Annotated in this window: 19 protein-coding genes; 16 read left to right on the plus strand and 3 right to left on the minus strand. The window is 66.8% G+C overall.

Annotated elements, in window-relative coordinates:
- The first annotated feature begins 17 nt into the window (after positions 1 to 17).
- The 8 genes from dapB to ABD05_RS08855 all read left to right on the plus strand — a co-directional run bounded on the left by dapB (position 18) and on the right by ABD05_RS08855 (position 8,459).
- On the plus strand, positions 18 to 815 hold the full coding sequence (dapB, locus tag ABD05_RS08820; protein ID WP_047899789.1) for a 4-hydroxy-tetrahydrodipicolinate reductase: 798 nt from the start codon (positions 18 to 20) through the stop codon (positions 813 to 815).
- Positions 816 to 833: 18 nt separating this feature from the next.
- Entirely contained in the window at positions 834 to 1,502 is a 669-nt protein-coding gene (locus ABD05_RS08825; RefSeq protein WP_047899790.1) for a MotA/TolQ/ExbB proton channel family protein, read from the plus strand.
- A gap of 24 nt (positions 1,503 to 1,526) precedes the next feature.
- Positions 1,527 to 1,988 carry an ExbD/TolR family protein gene (locus ABD05_RS08830; protein ID WP_047899791.1) on the plus strand — a complete coding sequence of 154 codons (462 nt, stop codon included), beginning with the start codon at positions 1,527 to 1,529 and terminating at the stop codon, positions 1,986 to 1,988.
- Between the two features lie 293 nt (positions 1,989 to 2,281).
- Positions 2,282 to 4,876, plus strand: coding sequence for a leucine--tRNA ligase (gene leuS, locus ABD05_RS08835; RefSeq protein WP_047899792.1), 2,595 nt, complete (start codon positions 2,282 to 2,284; stop codon positions 4,874 to 4,876).
- A 38-nt stretch (positions 4,877 to 4,914) separates the two neighbouring features.
- The gene (locus ABD05_RS08840) at positions 4,915 to 5,466 is read left to right on the plus strand and encodes an LPS-assembly lipoprotein LptE (protein ID WP_047899793.1); all 552 of its coding nucleotides are present in this window, start codon (positions 4,915 to 4,917) and stop codon (positions 5,464 to 5,466) included.
- A gap of 18 nt (positions 5,467 to 5,484) precedes the next feature.
- The gene (gene holA / locus ABD05_RS08845) at positions 5,485 to 6,579 is read left to right on the plus strand and encodes a DNA polymerase III subunit delta (RefSeq protein ID WP_047899794.1); all 1,095 of its coding nucleotides are present in this window, start codon (positions 5,485 to 5,487) and stop codon (positions 6,577 to 6,579) included.
- 168 nt (positions 6,580 to 6,747) lie between these two features.
- Positions 6,748 to 8,019, plus strand: a complete 1,272-nt coding sequence (locus tag ABD05_RS08850) for a glutamate-5-semialdehyde dehydrogenase (RefSeq protein WP_047899795.1) — start codon at positions 6,748 to 6,750, stop codon at positions 8,017 to 8,019.
- Positions 8,020 to 8,036: 17 nt separating this feature from the next.
- Positions 8,037 to 8,459, plus strand: coding sequence for a CopD family protein (locus tag ABD05_RS08855; RefSeq protein ID WP_006760213.1), 423 nt, complete (start codon positions 8,037 to 8,039; stop codon positions 8,457 to 8,459).
- A 95-nt stretch (positions 8,460 to 8,554) separates the two neighbouring features.
- Here ABD05_RS08855 and ABD05_RS08860 read toward each other — a convergent pair whose 3' ends face one another.
- The gene (locus ABD05_RS08860) at positions 8,555 to 9,403 is read right to left on the minus strand and encodes a MurR/RpiR family transcriptional regulator (RefSeq protein WP_047899796.1); all 849 of its coding nucleotides are present in this window, start codon (positions 9,401 to 9,403) and stop codon (positions 8,555 to 8,557) included.
- A gap of 293 nt (positions 9,404 to 9,696) precedes the next feature.
- On the opposite strand from ABD05_RS08860, the gene edd reads away from it, so the two are divergent.
- The 4 genes from edd (at position 9,697) to ABD05_RS08880 (ending at position 14,298) form a co-directional block, all read left to right on the plus strand.
- Positions 9,697 to 11,553 carry a phosphogluconate dehydratase gene (gene edd, locus ABD05_RS08865; protein ID WP_047899797.1) on the plus strand — a complete coding sequence of 619 codons (1,857 nt, stop codon included), beginning with the start codon at positions 9,697 to 9,699 and terminating at the stop codon, positions 11,551 to 11,553.
- A gap of 19 nt (positions 11,554 to 11,572) precedes the next feature.
- Positions 11,573 to 12,199: a bifunctional 4-hydroxy-2-oxoglutarate aldolase/2-dehydro-3-deoxy-phosphogluconate aldolase gene (gene eda, locus ABD05_RS08870; RefSeq protein ID WP_047899798.1), complete on the plus strand. Its 627-nt coding sequence runs from the start codon at positions 11,573 to 11,575 to the stop codon at positions 12,197 to 12,199.
- Between the two features lie 220 nt (positions 12,200 to 12,419).
- Positions 12,420 to 13,781, plus strand: a complete 1,362-nt coding sequence (locus ABD05_RS08875; protein WP_034182722.1) for a GntP family permease — start codon at positions 12,420 to 12,422, stop codon at positions 13,779 to 13,781.
- 13 nt (positions 13,782 to 13,794) lie between these two features.
- Complete coding sequence (locus ABD05_RS08880; protein ID WP_047899799.1) at positions 13,795 to 14,298, plus strand: gluconokinase; 504 nt, start codon at positions 13,795 to 13,797, stop codon at positions 14,296 to 14,298.
- A gap of 73 nt (positions 14,299 to 14,371) precedes the next feature.
- Here the strand turns inward: ABD05_RS08880 and ABD05_RS08885 are convergent, their stop codons facing one another.
- Positions 14,372 to 15,019 carry a TetR/AcrR family transcriptional regulator gene (locus ABD05_RS08885; protein WP_047899800.1) on the minus strand — a complete coding sequence of 216 codons (648 nt, stop codon included), beginning with the start codon at positions 15,017 to 15,019 and terminating at the stop codon, positions 14,372 to 14,374.
- Between the two features lie 276 nt (positions 15,020 to 15,295).
- Here ABD05_RS08885 and ABD05_RS08890 point away from each other — a divergent pair, with 276 nt between their 5' ends.
- Positions 15,296 to 16,717 (plus strand): NAD(P)/FAD-dependent oxidoreductase, encoded by a 1,422-nt coding sequence (locus tag ABD05_RS08890; RefSeq protein ID WP_047899801.1) that lies wholly within the window; start codon positions 15,296 to 15,298, stop codon positions 16,715 to 16,717.
- 69 nt (positions 16,718 to 16,786) lie between these two features.
- Here the strand turns inward: ABD05_RS08890 and purB are convergent, their stop codons facing one another.
- Positions 16,787 to 18,175, minus strand: a complete 1,389-nt coding sequence (purB, locus tag ABD05_RS08895; RefSeq protein WP_047899802.1) for an adenylosuccinate lyase — start codon at positions 18,173 to 18,175, stop codon at positions 16,787 to 16,789.
- Between the two features lie 231 nt (positions 18,176 to 18,406).
- Between purB and ABD05_RS08905 the strand changes: the two genes are divergently transcribed.
- The 3 genes from ABD05_RS08905 (at position 18,407) to ABD05_RS08915 (ending at position 22,033) form a co-directional block, all read left to right on the plus strand.
- Positions 18,407 to 19,360, plus strand: a complete 954-nt coding sequence (locus tag ABD05_RS08905; RefSeq protein WP_047899804.1) for a LysR substrate-binding domain-containing protein — start codon at positions 18,407 to 18,409, stop codon at positions 19,358 to 19,360.
- 263 nt (positions 19,361 to 19,623) lie between these two features.
- Positions 19,624 to 20,910 (plus strand): Glu/Leu/Phe/Val family dehydrogenase, encoded by a 1,287-nt coding sequence (locus ABD05_RS08910; protein WP_047899805.1) that lies wholly within the window; start codon positions 19,624 to 19,626, stop codon positions 20,908 to 20,910.
- A gap of 229 nt (positions 20,911 to 21,139) precedes the next feature.
- Positions 21,140 to 22,033, plus strand: a complete 894-nt coding sequence (locus ABD05_RS08915; protein WP_047901132.1) for a glutamate/aspartate ABC transporter substrate-binding protein — start codon at positions 21,140 to 21,142, stop codon at positions 22,031 to 22,033.
- The last annotated feature ends 13 nt before the right edge of the window (positions 22,034 to 22,046 follow it).

Below are 22,046 nucleotides of genomic sequence, written 5' to 3' on the forward strand. Positions count from 1 at the left end.
CTGTCGTGTAGAAAGCCATGAAGATTGCGATTGCCGGCGCATCGGGCCGAATGGGCCGGATGCTGATCGAAGCCGTTCTCAACGATTCCGACGCACAGCTCGTCGGCGCGCTCGATCGCGCCGATTCGCCGTTCCTCGGCCAGGACGCCGGCGCGTTCCTCGGCAAGGAAACCGGGATCAAGCTGACCGACGACCTCGACGCCGTGTTCGCGCAGGCCGACTACCTGATCGATTTCACGCGTCCGGAAGGCACGATCGCGCACATCGAGGCCGCGCTGCGCCACGACGTGAAGCTCGTGATCGGCACGACCGGCTTCACCGCCGAGCAAAAGGCCGAACTGCAGGCCGCGGCCGGCAAGATCGGCATCGTGTTCGCGGCGAACATGAGCGTCGGCGTGAACGTCACGCTGAAGCTGCTCGAATTCGCGGCAAAGCATTTCTCGCACGGCTACGACATCGAGATCATCGAGGCGCATCACCGCCACAAGGTCGACGCACCGTCGGGCACCGCGCTGATGATGGGCGAAGCCGTCGCCGGCGCGCTCGGGCGCTCGCTCGACGAATGCGCGGTGTACGGCCGCCACGGCGTGACGGGCGAACGCGATCCGTCGTCGATCGGCTTTGCCGCGGTGCGCGGCGGCGACATCGTCGGCGATCACACGGTGCTGTTCGCCGGGATCGGCGAGCGCATCGAGATCACGCACAAGTCGTCGAGCCGCGTGTCGTATGCGCAGGGCGCGCTGCGTGCGGTCCGCTTCCTGTCGGCGCGCGGCGCCGGCCTGTTCGACATGCAGGACGTGCTCGGCCTGCGCTGACACAACGGGGAAACTCCGATGGCGATTCCCACCGGCGTTGTCCACTACCTCGAAAGCGGCGATGCGATCACGCATGCCGTTGCGTATGTGCTGCTGGCGATGTCCGTCGCCAGCTGGTGCTTCCTCTTCATGAAAGCCTGGCTGCTGGTCCGTGCGAAGCGGCAGGGGCCGCGTGCGCTCGCCGCGTTCTGGCGTGCGCCGTCGCTCGATGCGGGCATTGCCGCGCTCGCCGGCGCCGACCGCGAGCGTGTGTTCGTGCCGCTCGCCGAAGCCGCGCGCGACGCGGCCGACGACCACGACCCGGCCGCGCTGGCCGCGCGCGTCGAGCGCAGCGAACGCGTGCTGCGCGCGTTGCGCCACGCGATGCTGCGCTCGCAGCGGCGTCTCGAATTCGGCCAGGTGCTGCTCGCGTCGATCGGCAGTACCGCGCCGTTCGTCGGGCTGCTCGGCACCGTGTGGGGCATCTACCACGCGCTCGGCAGCATTGCCGCGAGCGGGCAGGCGCAGATCGAGAACGTCGCGGGGCCGGTCGGCGAGGCGCTGATCATGACCGCGTTCGGGCTCGTCGTCGCGATTCCGGCCGTGCTGGCCTACAACATCCTCGGGCGGCTCGTGCGGCAGCTCGCCGAGGAACTCGACGGCTTCGCGCGCGACCTGCACGTATCCGTGTGCGCGCAGGACGCCTGACGCGCCGGCCCGGGAGGAACGACCATGGCATTCGGCGGACTCGAGCACCACAAGACCTCCGCGCCGATGGCGGAGATCAACATGACGCCGCTGATCGACGTGATGCTCGTGCTGCTCGTCATCTTCATCATTACCGCGCCGCTGATGACGCACGCGATCCGGCTCGACCTGCCGAAGGTCGCGGCCAGCGTCGCGCGCGACACGCCGCAATCCGTCACGCTGTCGATCGACGACGCGGGCAAGCTGTACTGGGACGACGCGCCGGTTGCGCTCGACGCGCTGCCCGCGCGCTTCCGGGCCGCCGCCGCGGGCGGCTCGCCCCCCGAGCTGCGGCTGCGCGCGTCGCGTGCGACGCGTTACGACGTGATCGCGCAGGTGATGGGCGCCGCGCAGGCCGCGGGCCTCGCGCGGATCGGCTTCGTGACCGACGTGCCGCCGCAGGCGGGCGGTTCCGTTGCGCCGTCTGCGGTGCCGGCGAACCGCTGAGCGGATCTTCCGGCCGGTCCGCGCCTACCGCGGGATCGGCCGTAAGCCGCAAGACCGGCCGAATGGGCCGGCGCGGGCGGTATAATCAACGTTTTTCCCGGTTGGCAGGCTTTTTCAGGTAACCCGGAATTTTCCAGGCTACCCGGGCATGCTGCGGGTTACCCGGAAAATGCCCGGAAACCGTGAACAGGTCCGGCAACAGCGAGCCTGCATGTCCGCCGGGCCAGCATGATTTTCGATCCACACCTGCGCGCGAGCCGTCGCGCCGCTTAAAGCCTAGTCCGAACCACACCATGCACGAGAGATACGTACCCGCCGACGTCGAAGCCGCCGCCCAGGGCGACTGGCGCGCAGCCGATGCCTACAAGACGAAGGAAGATTCGCAGAAGCCGAAGTTCTACTGCGTGTCGATGCTGCCGTACCCGTCCGGCAAGCTGCACATGGGTCACGTGCGCAACTACACGATCAACGACGTGATGTACCGCTATCTGCGGATGAACGGCTACAACACGCTGATGCCGATGGGCTGGGACGCGTTCGGGATGCCGGCCGAAAACGCCGCGATGGCGAACGGCGTGCCGCCCGCGAAGTGGACCTACGACAACATCGACTACATGAAGGGCCAGATGCAGTCGATGGGCCTCGCGATCGACTGGTCGCGCGAGATCGCGACGTGCAAGCCCGACTACTACAAGTGGAACCAGTGGCTGTTCCTGAAGATGCTCGAGAAGGGCATCGCGTACAAGAAGACGGGCACCGTGAACTGGGATCCGGTCGACCAGACCGTGCTCGCGAACGAGCAGGTGATCGACGGCCGCGGCTGGCGTTCGGGCGCGCTCGTCGAAAAGCGCGAGATCCCGATGTACTACCTGCGGATCACGCAGTACGCGGATGAGCTGCTGAACGATCTCGACGGCCTCGGCTGGCCCGAGCGCGTGAAGATCATGCAGCAGAACTGGATCGGCAAGAGCTTCGGCGTGAACTTCGGCTTCCCGTACGAACTCGACGGCGAGAAGAAGCTGCTGCGCGTGTTCACGACGCGCGCCGACACGATCATGGGCGTCACGTTCTGCGCGGTCGCGGCCGAGCACCCGCTCGCCACGCGCCTTGCACAGGACAAGCCCGAGCTGCTGGCGTTCATCGACGAATGCAAGCGCGGCGGCGTCGCCGAGGCCGACGTCGCGACGATGGAGAAGAAGGGCGTCGCGACGGGCTTCTCGGTCACGCATCCGCTGACGGGCGAGCCCGTCGAGGTGTGGATCGGCAACTACGTGCTGATGAGCTATGGCGAAGGCGCGGTGATGGGCGTGCCCGCGCACGACGAGCGCGACTTCGCGTTCGCGAAGAAATACGACCTGCCGATCAAGCAGGTGATCGCGGCCGAAGGCCAGACGTACTCGCTCGACGCGTGGCAGGAGTGGTACGGCGACAAGGAAGTCGCGGCCTGCGTGAACAGCGGCAAGTACGACGGTCTCGCATACGGCGCGGCGGTCGACGCGATCGCAGCCGACCTGAAGGCCGGCGGTTTCGGCGACAAGCAGGTCACGTGGCGCCTGCGCGACTGGGGCGTATCGCGCCAGCGCTACTGGGGCACGCCGATCCCGATCATCCACTGCCCGTCGTGCGGCGACGTGCCGGTGCCGGAGAAGGATCTGCCCGTCGTGCTGCCGGAAGACCTCGTGCCGGACGGCTCGGGCAATCCGCTCGCGAAGTCGGAAGCGTTCCTGAACTGCGCGTGCCCGAAGTGCGGCGCGGCCGCGAAGCGCGAAACCGACACGATGGATACCTTCGTCGATTCGTCGTGGTACTTCTCGCGCTACACGGCGCCGGACGCCGAGACGATGGTCGACGCGCGCACCGATTACTGGATGCCGATGGATCAATACATCGGCGGCATCGAGCACGCGATCCTGCACCTGCTGTATTCGCGCTTCTGGACCAAGGTGATGCGCGACCTCGGCCTCGTGAAGTTCGGCGAGCCGGCGAAGAACCTGCTCACGCAGGGGATGGTGCTGAACGAGACGTTCTACCGCGAAGACGCATCGGGCAAGAAGACCTGGTACAACCCGGCCGACGTGACGGTCACGCACGACGACAAGGGGCGCCCGGTCGGCGCGACGCTGAACACGGACGGCCAGCCGGTCGTGCTCGGCGGCATCGAGAAGATGTCGAAGTCGAAGAACAACGGCGTCGATCCGCAGGTGCTGATCGACCTGTACGGCGCCGATACCGCGCGCCTGTTCACGATGTTCGCCGCGCCGCCCGAGCAGCAGCTCGAGTGGTCGGGCGCGGGCGTCGAGGGCGCGAGCCGTTTCCTGCGCCGCGTGTGGAGCTTCGGCCATGCGAACCGCGAAGCGCTCGCCGCACGCGCGGGCTTCGATGCGGCCGCGCTCGGCGAGGCCGACAAGGCGCTGCGCCGCGAGATCTACAGCGTGCTGAAGCAGGCCGATTTCGACTACCAGCGCCTGCAGTACAACACGGTCGTGTCGGCCGCGATGAAGATGCTGAACGCGGTCGACGGCGCGAAGGGCGCGACGCCCGGCGTGCTGCGCGAAACGTACGGCGTGCTGCTGCGCGTGCTGTACCCGGTCGTGCCGCACGTCACGTTCGAGCTGTGGAAGGCGCTCGGCTACGCGGACGAATTCGGCCCGCTGCTCGACGCACCGTGGCCGAAGGTCGACGAGGCTGCGCTCGAGCAGGCCGAGATCGAACTCGTGCTGCAGGTGAACGGCAAGGTGCGCGGCGCGCTGAAGGTCGCGAAGGACGCGAGCCGCGAGGCGATCGAAGCCGCGGCGGTGGCCGACGACGCGTTCGCGAAGTTCAGCGACGGCAAGCCGGCGAAGAAGATCGTCGTCGTGCCGGGCCGCCTCGTGAACATCGTCGTCTGACGGCCGCCGGCCGTCGGACGTACCCAGAAGGAGCGAAGGTGATCCGCAGATCGTTTTTGATGCTCGTCGGCAGCGCGGTGGCGCTGTCGGCATGCGGCTTCCAGTTGCGCGGCCAGCAGGACTATGCGTTCAAGCACCTGCTGGTGGCCGGCGCGCCGGCACCCGTCGAGGCGCGGCTGACGCGCCTCGTCGAGGCCGGCAGCGACACGAAGATCGTCAAGTCGGCGGACGACGCCGACGCCGTGCTGCGCATGTGGGAGTCGCGCGGGCAGAACACGCTGACGCTCAACAAGTACGGTTCGGCGCAGGAATACGCGCTGTTCTATACGCTGAACTACACGCTGACGAGCAAGGACGGCACCGTGCTGATCCCGCCGAGCGCGATCGCGCTGAACCGCGCGATGACGTACAGCGACCAGTACACGAACGCGAAGGCGCAGGAAGCCGACATCCTGTACGGCGACATGCAGAACGATGCGGTCGACCAGTTGATGCGGCGTCTCGCGATCGTCCACTCGCTGACGCCGGCGCCGGAGGACGTGGTGCCGGGCGTCTCGCCGCGTGCGCCGCTGCCGCCGCCGCCGCTCTGATCGACGGCGCACGCACCGATGCAATTGCGACTTGATGCGCTGGAGCCGCACCTCGCGAAGGGGTTGGCCGGGCTCTATACCGTCTACGGCGACGAGCCGCTGCTCGCGCAGGAAGCGTGCGACCGCATTCGTGCGGCTGCGCGCGCGGCCGGCTTTACCGAGCGGTCGGTGCATACGGTCGAGCGCGGCTTCGACTGGAGCGTGCTGCTCGGCGCGACCCAGGCGATGTCGCTGTTCGGCGAGCGCCAGCTGATCGAGCTGCGCATTCCGTCGGGCAAGCCCGGCAAGGAAGGCGCCGACGCGCTGAAGACGCTCGCAGCCACGCCCAATCCCGATGCGCTGATGCTCGTCACGCTGCCGCGTCTCGACGCGGCCACGCAGAAATCCGCGTGGTTTACCGCGCTGCAGAACGGCGGCGTCGCACTGAAGATCGATCCGGTCGACCGCGCGCAGCTGCCGAACTGGATCGGCCAGCGTCTGTCGATGCAGGGCCAGCGCGTCGCGGCCGGCGACGATGGGCGGCGCGCGTTGCAGTTCATCGCGGAGCGCGTCGAAGGCAACCTGCTCGCCGCGCACCAGGAAATACAGAAGCTCGGGCTGCTGTATCCGCAGGGCGCGCTGTCGTTCGAGCAGGTACACGATGCGGTGCTGAACGTCGCACGATACGACGTGTTCAAGCTGAACGAAGCGATGCTCGCCGGCGACGCCGCGCGGCTCGCGCGGATGATCGACGGGCTGAAGGGTGAGGGCGAGGCGATCGTGCTCGTGATGTGGGCCGTCGTCGAGGAGTTGCGCACGCTGCTGCGGATCAAGCGCGGCGCGACGGCCGGCAAGCCGCTGGCGACGCTGCTGCGCGAGAATCGTGTGTGGGGCCCGCGCGAGCGGCTGATCGGTCCCGCGCTGAACCGCGTGTCGGAACCCGTGCTCGAGAAGGCGCTCGCGTTCGCCGCGAAGCTCGACCGGCAGGTCAAGGGGCTCACGGCCGTCGTGCCGGGCCGCCGCACGCAGGACGAACCGCCGCCCGATCCGTGGGACGGCCTGTTCCAGCTCGCGATGACGGTCGCGGGCGCGCGCGGCGAGCGACCGCCGACCGCGGGTCGCGTGCGACGCTAAGCCCCGTTCGGGCCTTCAGCGCACGCCGCGCAACCCGCTTACAATGCTTCGATAGTCGGGGCGGCTTTCCGGCCGGCGCGCCGCGGATGGCCGCACCGCACGGATGGCCGCCCCACGCTTCCCCACGAATTCATGCCGCCCAGCGCGGCTCGCTTCTCGAGTCACACGATGGATATCGATCAGTACATGACCGACCTGGGCCGTCGCGCCCGGCACGCTTCCCGCGCGATGGCGCGCGCCAGCACGGCTGCGAAGAACGCGGCGCTCGACGCCGTGGCCCGCGCAATCGAACGCGACGCGCAGGCGCTGAAGGACGCGAATGCGCGCGACGTCGCCCGCGCCCGTGAAAAAGGACTCGATGAGGCGTTCGTCGACCGCCTGACGCTGTCCGACAAGGCGCTGAAGACGATGGTCGAAGGCCTGCGCCAGGTTGCGTCGCTGGCCGATCCGATCGGCGAGATCGGCAACCTCAAGTACCGCCCGAGCGGGATCCAGGTCGGCCAGATGCGCGTGCCGCTCGGTGTGATCGGCATCATCTACGAATCGCGCCCGAACGTGACGATCGACGCAGCCGCACTGTGCCTGAAGTCGGGCAACGCGACGATCCTGCGCGGCGGCTCCGAAGCGCTCGAATCGAACACGGCGCTCGCGAAGCTGATCGGCGAAGGTCTCGAGGCAGCCGGCCTGCCGCAGGACGCGGTGCAGGTCGTCGCGACGGCCGATCGCGCGGCGGTCGGCAAGCTGATCACGATGACCGAATACGTCGACGTGATCGTGCCGCGCGGCGGCAAGAGCCTGATCGAGCGCCTGATCAACGAGGCGCGCGTGCCGATGATCAAGCACCTCGACGGCATTTGCCACGTGTACGTCGACGATCGCGCCGATCTCGACAAGGCGCTCACCGTCTGCGACAACGCGAAGACGCACCGCTACGGCACCTGCAACACGATGGAGACGCTGCTCGTCGAGAGCGGCATCGCAGCGAAGCTGCTGCCGCCGCTCGGCAAGCTGTATCGCGACAAGCAGGTCGAGCTGCGCGTCGATGCGGCCGCGCGCGCGGTGCTCGCCGATGCGGGCGTTGGCCCGCTCGTCGATGCGACCGAGGAGGACTGGCACACCGAATATCTCGCGCCGGTGCTCGCGATCAAGGTCGTCGACGGCCTCGACGCCGCGATCGAGCACATCAACCATTACGGCTCGCATCACACGGATGCGATCGTCACCGAGGATCACGACCGCGCGATGCGTTTCCTGCGCGAGGTCGATTCGGCGAGCGTGATGGTCAACGCGTCGACGCGCTTCGCGGACGGCTTCGAATTCGGCCTCGGCGCGGAAATCGGCATCTCGAACGACAAGCTTCACGCACGCGGCCCCGTGGGCCTGGAAGGGCTGACGTCGCTGAAGTACGTCGTGCTCGGACACGGCGAAGGCCGCCAGTAAAGCGAGGCGCACAACCGATGGCAATGCTCTGGGTCAAGACGTTCCATATCGTTCTGATCGCCGCGTGGTTCGCGGGGCTGTTCTACCTGCCGCGCATCTACGTGAACCTGGCCATGGAAACCGATCCGGCCGCCGTGCGACGCCTGCTGCTGATGGCGCGCAAGCTGTTCCGCTTCATGACGATGATCGCGGTGCCGGCGCTGGCCTGCGGGCTGTGGCTCTGGCTCGTGATCGGCATCGGGCAGGGGCAGGGCTGGATCCATGCGAAGGTGACGGTCGTGCTGCTGCTCGTCATCTACCACGCGTACTGCGGGCACCTGCTGCGGGTGTTCGAGCGTGGCGAGAACCGCCGCACCGACAAGTGGTATCGCGTGTTCAACGAGCTGCCGGTGCTCGGCATGCTCGCGGCGGTCGCGCTGGTCGTGATCAAGCCGTTCTGAGGTTCTGAGCGGCGCGGCCGGCGAGGCTGCCGCCGCCGATCCACGCGCAACGGCGCCCTGCGGGGCGCCGTTTGTCGTTTACACGTGGTTCTTTTTCAATCCTTCGCGCCGTCGTCGATCCGCCGGCGCGTGATCGCTTCCTTCGCGCGGCCGACCCGCTCCATCAGCGCGGGGCCGCGCGACAGCGCGACGCCGACCGCGAGGATGTCGCCGATCGCGAGATGCGACATCCGCGACGTCATCGGCGAGAACACGTCCGTTTCCTCTGCGACGTTCGACGCGAGGCTCACCGACGCAAGCTTCGCGAGCGGCGAATGGCTCTGCGTGATCGCGACGACTTTCGCGCCGCACGCGAGCGCGGAGCGCGCGGCGTCGACGATGTCGCGGGTGCGGCCGGTGTTCGAGATCGCGACGACGACGTCGTGCGGCCCGAGCAGCGCCGACGACATCGAGAACGTGTGCGGATCCGAATACGCGACGCTCGGCACGCCGAGCCGGAAGAACTTGTGCTGGATGTCCTGCGCGGCGATACCCGAGCCGCCGGCGCCGTAGAACTCGATCCGCGACGCGTTCGACAGCAGCGCGATCGCATCGGCGACGCTGCCCGCGGACAGGCTGTTGCGCACCTCGATCAGCGCACCGATCGTGCGGTCGAACACCTTGCCGATGATGCCGGGCGCCGGTTCGTCGGGCTCGACGTCGCGATACACCGACGACACGCCCGGCGCGACGCTCTGCGCGAGCCGGATCTTGAATTCGCGAAAGCCGCTGCAGCCGAGCGCCTGGCAGAAGCGCGCGATCGTCGGCTGGCTGACGCCCGCGCGCGTCGACAGCTCGGTCATCGCGAGGTCGAGCACCTCGCGCGGCGCGGCGAGGATGTAGTCGGCGAGCTTGCGCTCGGACGGGCGCAACTCGGCGCGGATCGCTTCAATGCGAGGGAGCATGGGACGGCACGTGGAAATCGGGTTCGGATGAGCGAGTGTATCGCAATCGAATTGTAGAAAATCTACATGTAAATACTAGCGTTATCGTGATGCTTTTGGCGTAGCGATGGGGGTGGTGGTTAGGGTTTTCACTAGGTGAAGCCATGCTGGTGGCGGGAATAAGGGTTTCGCGTGAATCGATCTGCATTGCATGCTTGTAGTTTTTCTACTAGACTGCCTTCGTTCAGTCGATGCATTCGACCGTCCCCACGATTCCAACCGCCGGTGTCGGCCGGCATACAGGAGCGCCCAGCATGACGTCGCTGCACCCCACTCTGGCGAAGGTCACCGAACGCGTGATCGCCCGCAGCCAATCGACCCGTTCCGCCTATCTGCAGCGCATCGATGGCGCGCAGGGCAAGTTCCCGGCGCGCGGCGCGCTGTCCTGCGCGAACCTCGCGCACGGCTTCGCGGGCCTCGAGGGCAGCGACAAGTTCGCGATCAAGACGATCCGCGAGCCGAACATCGGCATCGTGTCCTCGTACAACGAGATGCTGTCCGCGCATGCCCCGTACAAGGATTTCCCCGACATCATCAAGGTCGCCGCGCGCGAGAACGGCGGTGTCGCGCAGTTCGCGGGCGGCGTGCCGGCGATGTGCGACGGCGTCACGCAGGGCAACCCGGGGATGGAGCTGTCGCTGTTCTCGCGCGAGGCGATCGCGATGGGCACGGCGATCGCGCTCACGCACAACATGTTCGACGCGGCGCTGTGCCTCGGCATCTGCGACAAGATCGTGCCGGGCCTCCTGATCGGCGCGCTGCAGTTCGGTCACCTGCCGACGATCTTCGTGCCGGCCGGCCCGATGACGAGCGGCCTGTCGAATGACGACAAGGCGAAGATCCGCCAGCAGTTCGCGACCGGCCAGGTCGGCCGCGACGCGCTGCTCGAAGCCGAATCGGCCGCATATCACGGCCACGGCACCTGCACGTTCTACGGCACCGCGAACAGCAACCAGATGCTGATGGAGCTGATGGGCCTGCACCTGCCGGGTTCGGCGTTCGTCCATCCGCACACGCCGCTGCGCACCGCGCTGACGGCCGAGGCCGCGCGCCGCGTGCTCGACCTGACCGTCGAGCGCGGCCACTACACGCCGATCGGCCATGTGATCGACGAGAAGGCGATCGTCAACGGGATCGTCGCGCTGCTCGCGACGGGCGGCTCGACCAACCACACGCTGCACCTCGTCGCGATCGCGCGCGCGGCCGGCATCCTGATCGACTGGAACGATTTCGACGAGCTGTCGGCCGTCGTGCCGCTGCTCGCGAAGATCTACCCGAACGGCAAGGCCGACGTGAACCACTTCCACGCGGCGGGCGGCGTCGCGTTCCTGGTGCGCAACCTGCTCGAAGGCGGGCTGCTGCACGAGGACGTGACGACGGTCGCCGGCCGCGGGCTGTCGCACTACACGAAGGAGCCGAAGCTGATCGACGGCAAGCTCACGTGGGTCGACGGCGCTGCCGAGAGCCACGACACGAAGGTGCTGCGCGGCATCCGCGATCCGTTCCAGCCGGACGGCGGCCTGCGCCTGATGCAGGGCCGGCTCGGCCGCGGCGTGATCAAGATTTCGGCGGTCGCGCCCGAGCACCGCAAGGTGACGGCGCCCGCGATCGTGTTCGATTCACAGGAAGCCGTGCAGGAAGCGTTCGATCGCGGCGAGTTGAAGCGCGATTTCGTCGCGGTCGTGCGCTTCCAGGGCGCGCGCGCGAACGGGATGCCCGAGCTGCACCGTTTGACGCCGCTGCTCGGCGTGCTGCAGGATCAGGGCTTCCACGTCGCGCTGGTGACCGACGGCCGCATGTCGGGCGCGTCGGGCAAGGTGCCGGCCGTGATCCACGTGTCGCCGGAAGCGCTGCTGGCCGGCCCGCTCGGCAAGGTGAAGACGGGCGATACGCTCGTGATCGACGCGGAAGCCGGCGTGCTCGACATCGAGGTCGACGACGCCGAGTGGCAGGCGCGCCCGGTCGCGCAGCCGCTGCACCAGGCCGAGAACGAGGTCGGTTTCGGGCGCGAACTGTTCGGCGTGTTCCGCGCGGCCGCGGCGCCGGCCGAGCAGGGCGCATCGGTTTTCGGGACGCTGGTCGGCGAAACGGCCGTCCGCGTCGACGCATGAATTTCAAGGAGCGAATTTGATGAAGACGATTGCTGAAATCGTGAAGCTGGGCCCGGTCATTCCGGTGCTCGCATTCGACTCGGTCGAGCAGGGCGAACACGTGTCGCGCGCGTTGCACGCGGGCGGCGTGAAGGTGCTCGAGATCACGCTGCGCACGCCGGCCGGCCTGGAGGCGATCCAGCGCGCGAGCCAGCTCGCGGACGACATCGTCGTCGGTGTCGGCACGATCACGAAGCCCGAGCACTGTGCGCAGGCGAAGAAGGCGGGTGCGAAGTTCGGCGTGTCGCCGGGCCTGACGAAGGACCTGCACCTCGCGTCGCTCGACGCGGGCCTGCCGCTGCTGCCGGGCGTGATGACGCCGAGCGACATCATCCAGGCACTCGAATTCGGCTACGAGATCGTGAAGTTCTTCCCCGCGCAGCAGGCGGGCGGCGTGCCGATGCTGCAGGCGTTCCACGGCCCGTTCCCGAACCTGAAGTTCTGCCCGACGGGCGGCATCACGGTCGACACAGCGCCGAATTTCCTGAAGCTGCCGAACGTCGTGTGCGTCGGCGGCTCGTGGCTCACGCCGAAGGCCGCGCTCGCCGCGCAGGACTGGGCCGAAGTCACGCGTCTCGCGCAAGCCGCGAGCCAGCTTCCCCGTTAAGACTTGTACGGAATGATGGTTTGACCCTCGGAAGACAAGCGCTTAATGCTTGTTTTACTGAGGGTTTTTGCTAATGGAACCGGTTCTATCCGCGGACCGTAAAGATAAGTAAAATTCAGCGTCCTGACGGTGGGGGTCTCCCCGCTGTTTCGGAGACCTGCATAGCCGGGCATACTCGCAACGATCCGCCCGGTTCGAATAATCCCAAGGAGGAGTCCACATGGGGGCTGTCCAAGGCAGCATGCTGCTCATCTATACCGTGATCGCGATCGTGGCGTTGATCGTGATGATCGCGCGGTTCAAGATCTATCCGTTCCTGGTGCTCATCATCGTGTCGCTCGGCCTCGGCCTGGTGGTCGGGATGCCGATGGACAAGATCGTCAAGTCGTTCGAGACGGGCAACGGCAATACGCTCGGCCACATCGCGATCGTCGTCGGCCTCGGCACGATGCTCGGCAAGATGATGGCCGAATCGGGCGGCGCCGAACGGATCGCGACCACGCTGATCGACTGGTTCGGTGAAAAGAACATCCACTGGGCGATGATGTTCGTCGCGATCATCGTCGGCCTGCCGGTGTTCTTCGAAGTCGGCTTCGTGCTGCTGATCCCGATCGCGTTCAACGTCGCGAAGCGCACCGGCAAGTCGCTGCTCGTCGTCGGCCTGCCGATGGTGGCCGGCCTGTCGGTCGTGCACGGGCTGATCCCGCCGCACCCGGCCGCGCTGCTCGCGGTCCAGCAGTACGGCGCCGATATCGGCAAGACGATCGCATTCGGCCTGATCGTCGGCGTGCCGACCGCGATCGTCGCGGGCCCGCTGTTCGCGCTGACGATCTCGAAGTTCGTGAAGCTGCCGGAGAACAACCCGCTCGCCGCGCAATTCGTCGACACGCACACCGAAGGCAAGAAGCGCGAGCTGCCGGGCTTCGGCATCACGCTGTTCACGATCCTGCTGCCGGTGATCCTGATGCTGGTCGGCAGCTGGGCCGATCTGGTCTTCGCGCCGAAGACGCTGCCGAACAACCTGCTGCGCTTTGCCGGCAACTCGGACGTCGCGCTGCTGATCGCCGTGCTCGTGAGCTTCTTCACGTTCGGCAAGCTGCAGGGCTTCAACCGCGACCAGATCCAGAAGTTCTGCGGCGAGTGCCTGGCGCCGATCGCCGGGATCACGCTGATCGTCGGCGCGGGCGGCGGCTTTGGCGGTATCCTGCGTGATAGCGGGATCTCGCAGCAGATCGTCGCAACGGCCACGCAGGCGCACCTGTCGCCGCTGCTGCTCGGCTGGTTCGTCGCCGCGCTGATTCGTCTGGCCACGGGCTCGGCAACGGTCGCGATGACGACGGCCTGCGGCATCGTCGCACCGATCGCGGCGGCATCGGGGGCGGCGGTCCGTCCGGAACTGCTGGTGCTCGCGACGGGCTCGGGCTCGCTGATCTTCTCGCACGTGAACGACGGCGGCTTCTGGCTGATCAAGGAATATTTCGGGATGACGGTCGGCCAGACGTTCAAGACGTGGACGCTGCTCGAAACGATCATCTCGGTGCTCGGCCTGAGTTTCACGCTGCTGCTGAGCATGGTTTTGTAACAAGGGGTAGGCAATGATTCTGATCGCAATGGGCGTGTCGGGCGCGGGCAAGTCGCGAATCGGCGAAATGCTGGCGGAACGCCTGTCGTGCAGCTATACCGACGGCGACGCGTTTCACAGCGCGGCGAACAAGGAAAAGATGCACAACGGCATTCCGCTGACCGACGACGACCGTTGGCCGTGGCTGCGCTCGATCCGCGAGGCCATCGAGGAAAAGCAGCGCGCGGGCGAGACGGCCGTGTTCACGTGCTCGTCGCTGAAGCGGTCGTACCGCGACGTGCTGCGCGGCGCCGACACCGACGTGCGGTTCGTGTATCTGAAGGGTTCGTTCGAGGTGTTGCACGAGCGCCTGAAGACCCGCACCGGCCATTTCTTCGATCCGTCGCTGCTGAAGAGCCAGCTCGACACGCTCGAGGAGCCGGGCCCGGACGAAGCGATCGTGGTCAGCATCGAGCTGACGCCCGAACAGATCGTCGATCAGGTGATGCTGAAGATCGACATCGCGCATCAGCACTGAGCGCGGTTCGCGGCAATCGTCATGAAAAAGGCGCCCTTCGGGGCGCCTTTTTCATTGGCGGCGCGCCAGCCGGTCAGGCCGCGTGCGCGCGCTTCGCGATGCCGTCGAGCAGCACGTCGAGCATCGTGTCGTGCACGATCTCCGGATCGAGCTGCGCATAGAGCGGGGCGGCCGACCTGACGAGCGGATGCTCGGTGTCGGACAGCGCGTTCATTTCCTCCAGCTCCACGTCGTTCGCGGGTCGCGTGAGACCGCCGGCCTCGGCGGCGGCGAGCCCGATCACGCTCGCATACCAGCCGACGCACACCGACGGCAGCGCAGCGCGCGGGATGCCGGCGTCGACCAGCGCGCGATGCACGGCCTCGATGTGCGCGAGATCGGCGGGGCCCGTGCTCATGTGGCGCTGCAGCAGCGCGAACGCGGCAGGGTGGCGCAGCGCGAGCGCGCGGTACTGGCGCGCGAGATCGCGCAGCCGCTCGCGCCACGGCAGCGCATCGTCGACCGGCACGAGCGAGCGTGACAGCGCGTTCGCGATCGCGCGGCTCAGGCCATCCTTCGACTTGAAGTGATACAGCACGCTCATCGGGTCGCAGCCGACCGACTGCGCGAGCTTGCGGACGCTGAACGCGGCTTCGCCGACGTCTTCGAGCAGCGCGAGTGCGGCCGCGACGATCGCATCCTTGTCGAGGCCGCGCGGGCCCTGGGCGGGTTTGTCTTTCATCGATGCGGGCTGGCGTGCCGGAGCGGGTCCGGCCGTAAACTTGACGAAAGCATATTCTACACTGTAGAATTATTTCTGCGATGTAGAAATTGGGTGTCCCGGCACCTTTCAATACGTGCTTTCGCACAGTCCGGGATCCAGGCGGCACGAGCGTGTCCGCCGTCAACACGGGCCACCGCGCCTCTTTTCTCGTTGACACCCATGTGGAACCGGCTGCCCCACACGCAAAGCCAGAAGGCTCTTCGACAGGCGGCCCAAGACCATGCAAGTGCAATCATGACTTCCAATCACCAACCCCTGATCCAGGGCGAATCGCGTTTCGAGCAAACGCAACTGAACATCGAAAAAGACAACTGGAACTGGTGCGACCCGGCCCGCTACGACGGCGAGCGCCCGGCCAACTGGTACGAGGCGTCGCTGTCGCCCCACGCGGACAGTGCGCCGCTCGCGCACGACGCCGTATGCGACGTGCTCGTGATCGGCGCGGGCCTGCTCGGCGCGTCGGCCGCGCTGCATCTCGCGGAAGCGGGCGTCGACACGATCCTCGTCGACAAGCATCACGTCGGCTCGGCCGCATCGGGCCGCAACGGCGGGCAGTTGACGCCCGGCCTCGCGCGCTGGGAAGCGGCCGACATGATCGACCACCTGTCGCATGACGATGCGAAACGGCTGTGGCGCTTCGCGTCGGCCGAATCGATGGACCTGATCGATGCGATCGGCGCGCGTTACGCGCTCGATCTCGACCGCAAGCGCGGCCACATCACGGCGGCCGTCCACCCCGGCCACATGAGCGCGCTGCTCGACGGCGCGGATGCGCGCCGCCATCTCGGCGACGCGGGCGTGACGCTCGTCGGCCGCCATCAGCTGCACGACGACTACGTGCGCTCGGGGCTGTACCACGGCGCGGCGATCGACGCGATCGGCGGCCAGATCCATCCGCTCGCGCTCGTGCGCGGTCTCGTGCACGGCTTCCGGCTGAACGGCGGTGCGTTGTTCGAGGGCACCGAGGTGCTCGAGCTCGACGAGACGCCGGCGGGCGTCGTCGCGACGACGCCGGGCGGCACGATCACCGCGCGCAAGGGCGTCGTGCTCGCGCTGCACAACACGACGTTCCGGCTGCTCGACGACGGCAGCACGACGACCGTGCCGTTCTTCACGTACGTGAGCGTGACGGCGCCGCTCGACGTCGATGTCGCGACACTGATGCCGGCCGGCATGCCCGTGTACGACACGCAGTTCCAGATCGACTACTACCGGCCGGTGCGCGGCAACCGCCTGCTGTTCGGCGGGCAGGGCACCGGCAGCTGCTGGGCGCAGCCCGACGTCAACGCGTATCTGCTGACGCGGCTGAACACGGTGTTTCCGCAGGCGGACGGCAGCTTCGCGCTCGACTACTGCTGGAGCGGCGTCAGCGACTTCACGCTGAACGGCGCCACCGACAGCCGCAAGACCGACGGCCGCGTGCCGATGTACATGGTGCAGGGCTGGAGCGGCCACGGCGTCGCGCAGACGGTGCGGATCGGCAAGGCGATCTGCGACGATTTCGTCGGCCGCAACGACGATTTCTCGATGCTGACCGGCATCGACCATCGCGAGATTCCGCTCGGCCGGCAGTTGTCGCCGATCGCGATTCCCGCGGCGAAAGCAGCGATGAGCGTGATGAGCGCGCTCAACCCGGGCCGGATGATTTCGTTCTGAGCGTCCAAAAGGAAAAAGCCCGATGCGATTGCTCGCATCGGGCTTTGGTTCGTCCGGCGACGGCGGCGCTTACGCGATCCGCTTCGCGAGTTCGACGGCCTTGCCGATGTACGACGCGGGCGTCATCGCGAGCAGGCGATCCTTCGCATCCTGCGGGATCGCGAGCGTGCCGACGAACTGCTGCAGCGCTTCGCGCGTGATGCCCTTGCCGCGCGTCAGTTCCTTCAGCTGCTCGTACGGGTTCTCGATGCCGTAGCGGCGCATCACCGTCTGCACCGGCTCGGCGAGCACTTCCCAGCAGTTGTCGAGATCTTCGTTCAGGCGTTGCGGGTTCACTTCGAGCTTGTCGAGGCCGCGGATCAGCGAGTCGTACGCGAGCAGCGAGTAGCCGAGCGCGACGCCCATGTTGCGCAGCACCGTCGAGTCGGTGAGGTCGCGCTGCCAGCGCGACACCGGCAGCTTGTCGGCGAGGTGGCGCAGCGTCGCGTTCGCGAGGCCGAGGTTGCCTTCCGAGTTCTCGAAGTCGATCGGGTTGACCTTGTGCGGCATAGTCGACGAGCCGATTTCGCCGGCCTTCGTCTTCTGCTTGAAGTAGCCGACCGAGATGTAGCCCCACACGTCGCGGTCGAGGTCGAGCAGGATCGTGTTCGCGCGTGCGACCGCGTCGAACAGCTCGGCCATGTAGTCGTGCGGCTCGATCTGGATCGTGTACGGGTTGAACGTGAGCTTCAGGCGGTTTTCGATCACGTCGCGCGAGAACGCTTCCCAGTCGAATTCCGGATACGCGGAAAGATGCGCGTTGAAGTTGCCGACCGCGCCGTTCATCTTGCCGAGGATCTCGACCTTCTCGATGCGTGCGATCGCACGCGCGAGACGCGCGGCGACGTTCGCGAGTTCCTTGCCGAGCGTCGTCGGGCTGGCCGGCTGGCCGTGCGTGCGCGACAGCATCGGCTGTTCGGCATGCGCGTGCGCGAGCGCGACGAGGCGCTGGTAGACCGTGCGCAGCGCCGGCACGATCACGTGTTCGCGCGCGCCGGCGAGCATCATCCCGTGCGACGTGTTGTTGATGTCCTCGGACGTGCACGCGAAGTGGATGAATTCGCTTGCCTTCTCGAGTTCGGCCTGGCCCTTCACCGATTCCTTCAGCCAGTATTCGACGGCCTTCACGTCGTGGTTCGTCACGCGCTCGATTTCCTTGATGCGTGCGGCGTCGTGCGCGGTGAAGCGCTCGGCGAGCTGCAGCAGGAACTGCTCGGATGCGTCGGAGAAGCGCGGGACTTCCGCGAAGCCGGCGCGCGACAGCGCGATCAGCCAGTGCACCTCGACGGTGACGCGGTGGCGCATGAAGGCGGCTTCGGAGAGCCAGTCGCGCAGCGCTTCGGTCTTGCTGGCGTAGCGGCCGTCGATGGGCGAGAGCGCGGTGAGGGCGAAAAGCGTATCGGGACGAGTGTCGGACATGATCGGGCGGGCCTTGGGGCCGGGTCGAGCGAGGGGAGGGAGAATCCGGCATTTTACCATCGGCGCGCGACGATCCCGGCCGCGCGCGGCCGGCGGGCGCCATCGCGTGCCGCCGCCGCCCCGGCACGGGTGCGCAGCGGGCCGCCGGGCCGCGCGCGCCGCCGCCGGCCGGGCCCGCCCGCCGGTAGAATGCAGGCTTCTTCCCGACCGCCGCCCGCCGCGCCCGCCTGCATGGAACTGAAATGGCTCGAAGACTTCGTTTCGCTCGCGGAAACGCGCAGCTTTAGCCGGTCCGCCGAACTGCGGCACGTGTCGCAGCCGGCGTTCTCGCGGCGCATCCAGGCGCTCGAAGCGTGGCTCGCGACCGAACTGATCGATCGTTCGGTCTATCCGACGCGGCTCACGCAGGCCGGGCAGATCTTCTACGAGCAGGCGCTGACGATGCTGTCGCAGGCGCACGAGGCACGCACGCTGCTGCGCGGCCACGTCGGCGCGCCGGTGCCGACGATCGAGTTCGCGGTGCCGCACACGCTGTCGCTCACCTATTTCCCGCGCTGGCTGCAGCGGATCGAGGCGAAGATGGGCCAGGTCCACACGCGGCTGCGCGCGCTGAACGTGCACGACGCCGTGCTGTCGCTCGTCGAGGGCGGCTGCGATCTCGTGATGGGCTACCACCACCCGAGCCATCCGGTCGCGCTCGATCCGGCGCGCTACGACATGCTGATCCTCGGCAGCGAGCCGATCAGCCCGTTCTCGGCGCCCGGCCGCGCGGGCCGGCCGCGCTATACGCTGCCCGGCACGGCCGACGCGCGCGTGCCGTACCTGTCGTATACGCCGAACGCGTATCTCGGCCGGATGACGGAAGTCATCGTCGCGAACGCGCCGACGCGGCTGTTTCTCGATCGCGTCTATGAAACCGACATGGCCGAAGGGCTGAAGGCGATGGCGCTCGCGGGGCACGGCGTCGCGTTCCTGCCGCACAGCGCGGTCGAGGACGCGGTCGCGGGCGGCCGGCTGATCCGGCTCGACCGTTCGGTGCGCGGCGGCGCGCATCCGTTCACGCTGACGATGGAGATCCGGCTGTATTGCGACAAGCTCGCGCTGCAGGGCGACGATCCGCGGCAGAAGCTCGTGCGCACGCTGTGGGAGGTCGTGCGCGACGAACTGCGCGATACGGACGGTTGACTGCACACGATCGACCGCGGCTGGCTGACGGCGAGCTTGCCGCACCTGTCGGACGGCTGTCCGGCGGCCGGCCCGCGCGCGGGCAACACGATTTTTCGCGGACGCGATGCACGACCGATCGCGTGCGTTCTTGCGCAAATCGACCGCAGATTTGCGAAAAATCGCGATCATGCAAGAAACGCATAATCGAATAAGCAAACGGCATTGGATAAAAAAAACGGGTTTTTCGACAATGTGCGCACCTGTTGACCGTTGGAGCATCCATGTCTTCGCAATTGCAGTCCATCCCGTCCTACCTGCACGCCGACGACCTCGGCCCGTGGGGCAACTATCTTCAGCAAGTCGATCGCGTCGCGCCGTACCTCGGCTCGCTGTCGCGCTGGCTCGAAACGCTGAAGCGCCCGAAGCGCATCCTGATCGTCGATGTGCCCATCGAGCTCGACAACGGTACCGTCGCGCACTTCGAGGGCTATCGCGTGCAGCACAACGTGTCGCGCGGCCCGGGCAAGGGCGGCGTGCGCTACCACCAGGACGTGACGCTGTCGGAAGTGATGGCACTTTCCGCATGGATGTCCGTGAAGAACGCAGCAGTGAACGTGCCGTACGGCGGTGCGAAGGGCGGCATCCGCGTCGACCCGCGCAAGCTGTCGCGCGGTGAGCTCGAGCGCGTGACGCGCCGCTACACCAGCGAAATCGGCATCATCATCGGCCCGAACACCGACATTCCGGCGCCGGACGTCAACACCAACGAACAGGTGATGGCGTGGATGATGGACACCTTCTCGATGAACCAGGGCCAGACGTCGACCGGCGTCGTGACCGGCAAGCCGATCGCACTCGGCGGTTCGCTCGGCCGCAAGGAAGCGACGGGCCGCGGCGTGTTCGTCGTCGGCTGCGAAGCGGCGAAGAAGAAGGGCCTCGAGATCGAAGGCGCACGCATCGCGGTGCAGGGCTTCGGCAACGTCGGCGGCATCGCGGCGAAGCTGTTCCAGGAAGCGGGCTCGAAGGTGATCGCGGTTCAGGATCACACGGGCACGATCTACCAGCCGGCCGGCCTCGATTCGAACAAGCTGCTCGACCACGTTGCACGCACGGGCGGTGTCGCGGGCTTCGAAGGCGCTGAGCCGATGCCGAACGACGAGTTCTGGACGGTCGAGACCGACATCCTGATCCCGGCGGCACTGGAAAACCAGATCACCGAGAAGAACGCAGCGAAGATCCGCACGAAGATCATCGTCGAAGGCGCGAACGGCCCGACGACGACGGCGGCGGACGACATCCTGAGCGCGAACGGCGTGCTCGTGATCCCCGACGTGATCGCGAACGCGGGCGGCGTGACCGTGTCGTACTTCGAATGGGTGCAGGATTTCTCGAGCTTCTTCTGGACGGAAGACGAGATCAACCACCGTCTCGAGCGCGTGATGCGCGAAGCGTTCGCCGGCGTGTGGGCGGTCGCGGAAGAGCACAAGGTGACGGTGCGTACGGCGGCGTTCATCGTCGCGTGCAAGCGCATCCTGATGGCGCGCGAAATGCGCGGCCTGTACCCCTGATCGTCGACTATGATCTAGCCATGACGCAATCCATCCGGTTGCGTACATGAACCCTCGCGGGCGGTGCCGAATGCGGTGCCGCCCGCGCGCGCATTGGGGCGCGGAAAGGGTGCCCGGGGCCGGGAGGAAGGCGCCGGACAGCGCGATTCGTAGTTCGGAAAACAACCAGTACTTTCAAAAATATTACTTTGATACACTGGCGCGGGTTTTAGCCAAGGAGATGACCAAAATGAAATACCACAAGGCAGTCCTGATGGTCGCGGCGCTCTGCGCGTTCGCAAGCGGCGCGCATGCTCAGGAGACGGGCACGCTGAAGAAGATCAAGGACACGGGCGTGATCGCGCTGGGCCACCGCGAATCGTCGATCCCGTTCTCCTACTACGACCAGAGCCAGCAGGTAGTCGGCTATTCGCGCGAATTCCAGCTGAAGGTGGTCGACGCGGTGAAGAAGAAGCTGAACCTGCCGAACCTGCAGGTGAAGAACATCCCGGTCACGTCGCAGAACCGCATTCCGCTCGTGCAGAACGGCACGGTCGACATCGAGTGCGGCTCGACGACCAACAATACGGAGCGTCAGCAGCAGGCTGCGTTCTCCGACACGATCTTCGTGATCGGCACGCGCCTGATGACGAAGAAGGATTCGGGCGTCAAGGATTTCGCGGACCTGAAGGGCAAGACGGTCGTGACCACTGCCGGCACGACGTCCGAGCGCCTGCTGCGCAAGATGAACAACGACAAGCAACTCGGCATGAACATCATCAGCGCGAAGGATCACGGCGATTCCTTCAACACGCTGGAATCGGGCCGCGCGGTTGCGTTCATGATGGATGACGCGCTGCTCGCGGGCGAGCGTGCGAAGGCGAAGCAGCCGGGCGAATGGGTGATCGTCGGCACGCCGCAATCGGAAGAAGCGTACGGCTGCATGATGCGCAAGGGCGATGCGGACTTCAAGAAGGTCGTCGACGACGCGATCTCGCAAGTCGAGAAGTCGGGCGAAGCCGCGAAGATCTACGCGAAGTGGTTCGAGAACCCGATCCCGCCGAAGGGGCTGAACCTGAACTTCCCGCTGTCCGATTCGATGAAGAAGCTGTACGCGAACCCGAACGACAAGGCGCTCGACTGACCATACGGCCGTT

The organism is Burkholderia pyrrocinia, from assembly GCF_001028665.1.
Classification (GTDB): Bacteria; Pseudomonadota; Gammaproteobacteria; order Burkholderiales; family Burkholderiaceae; genus Burkholderia; species Burkholderia pyrrocinia.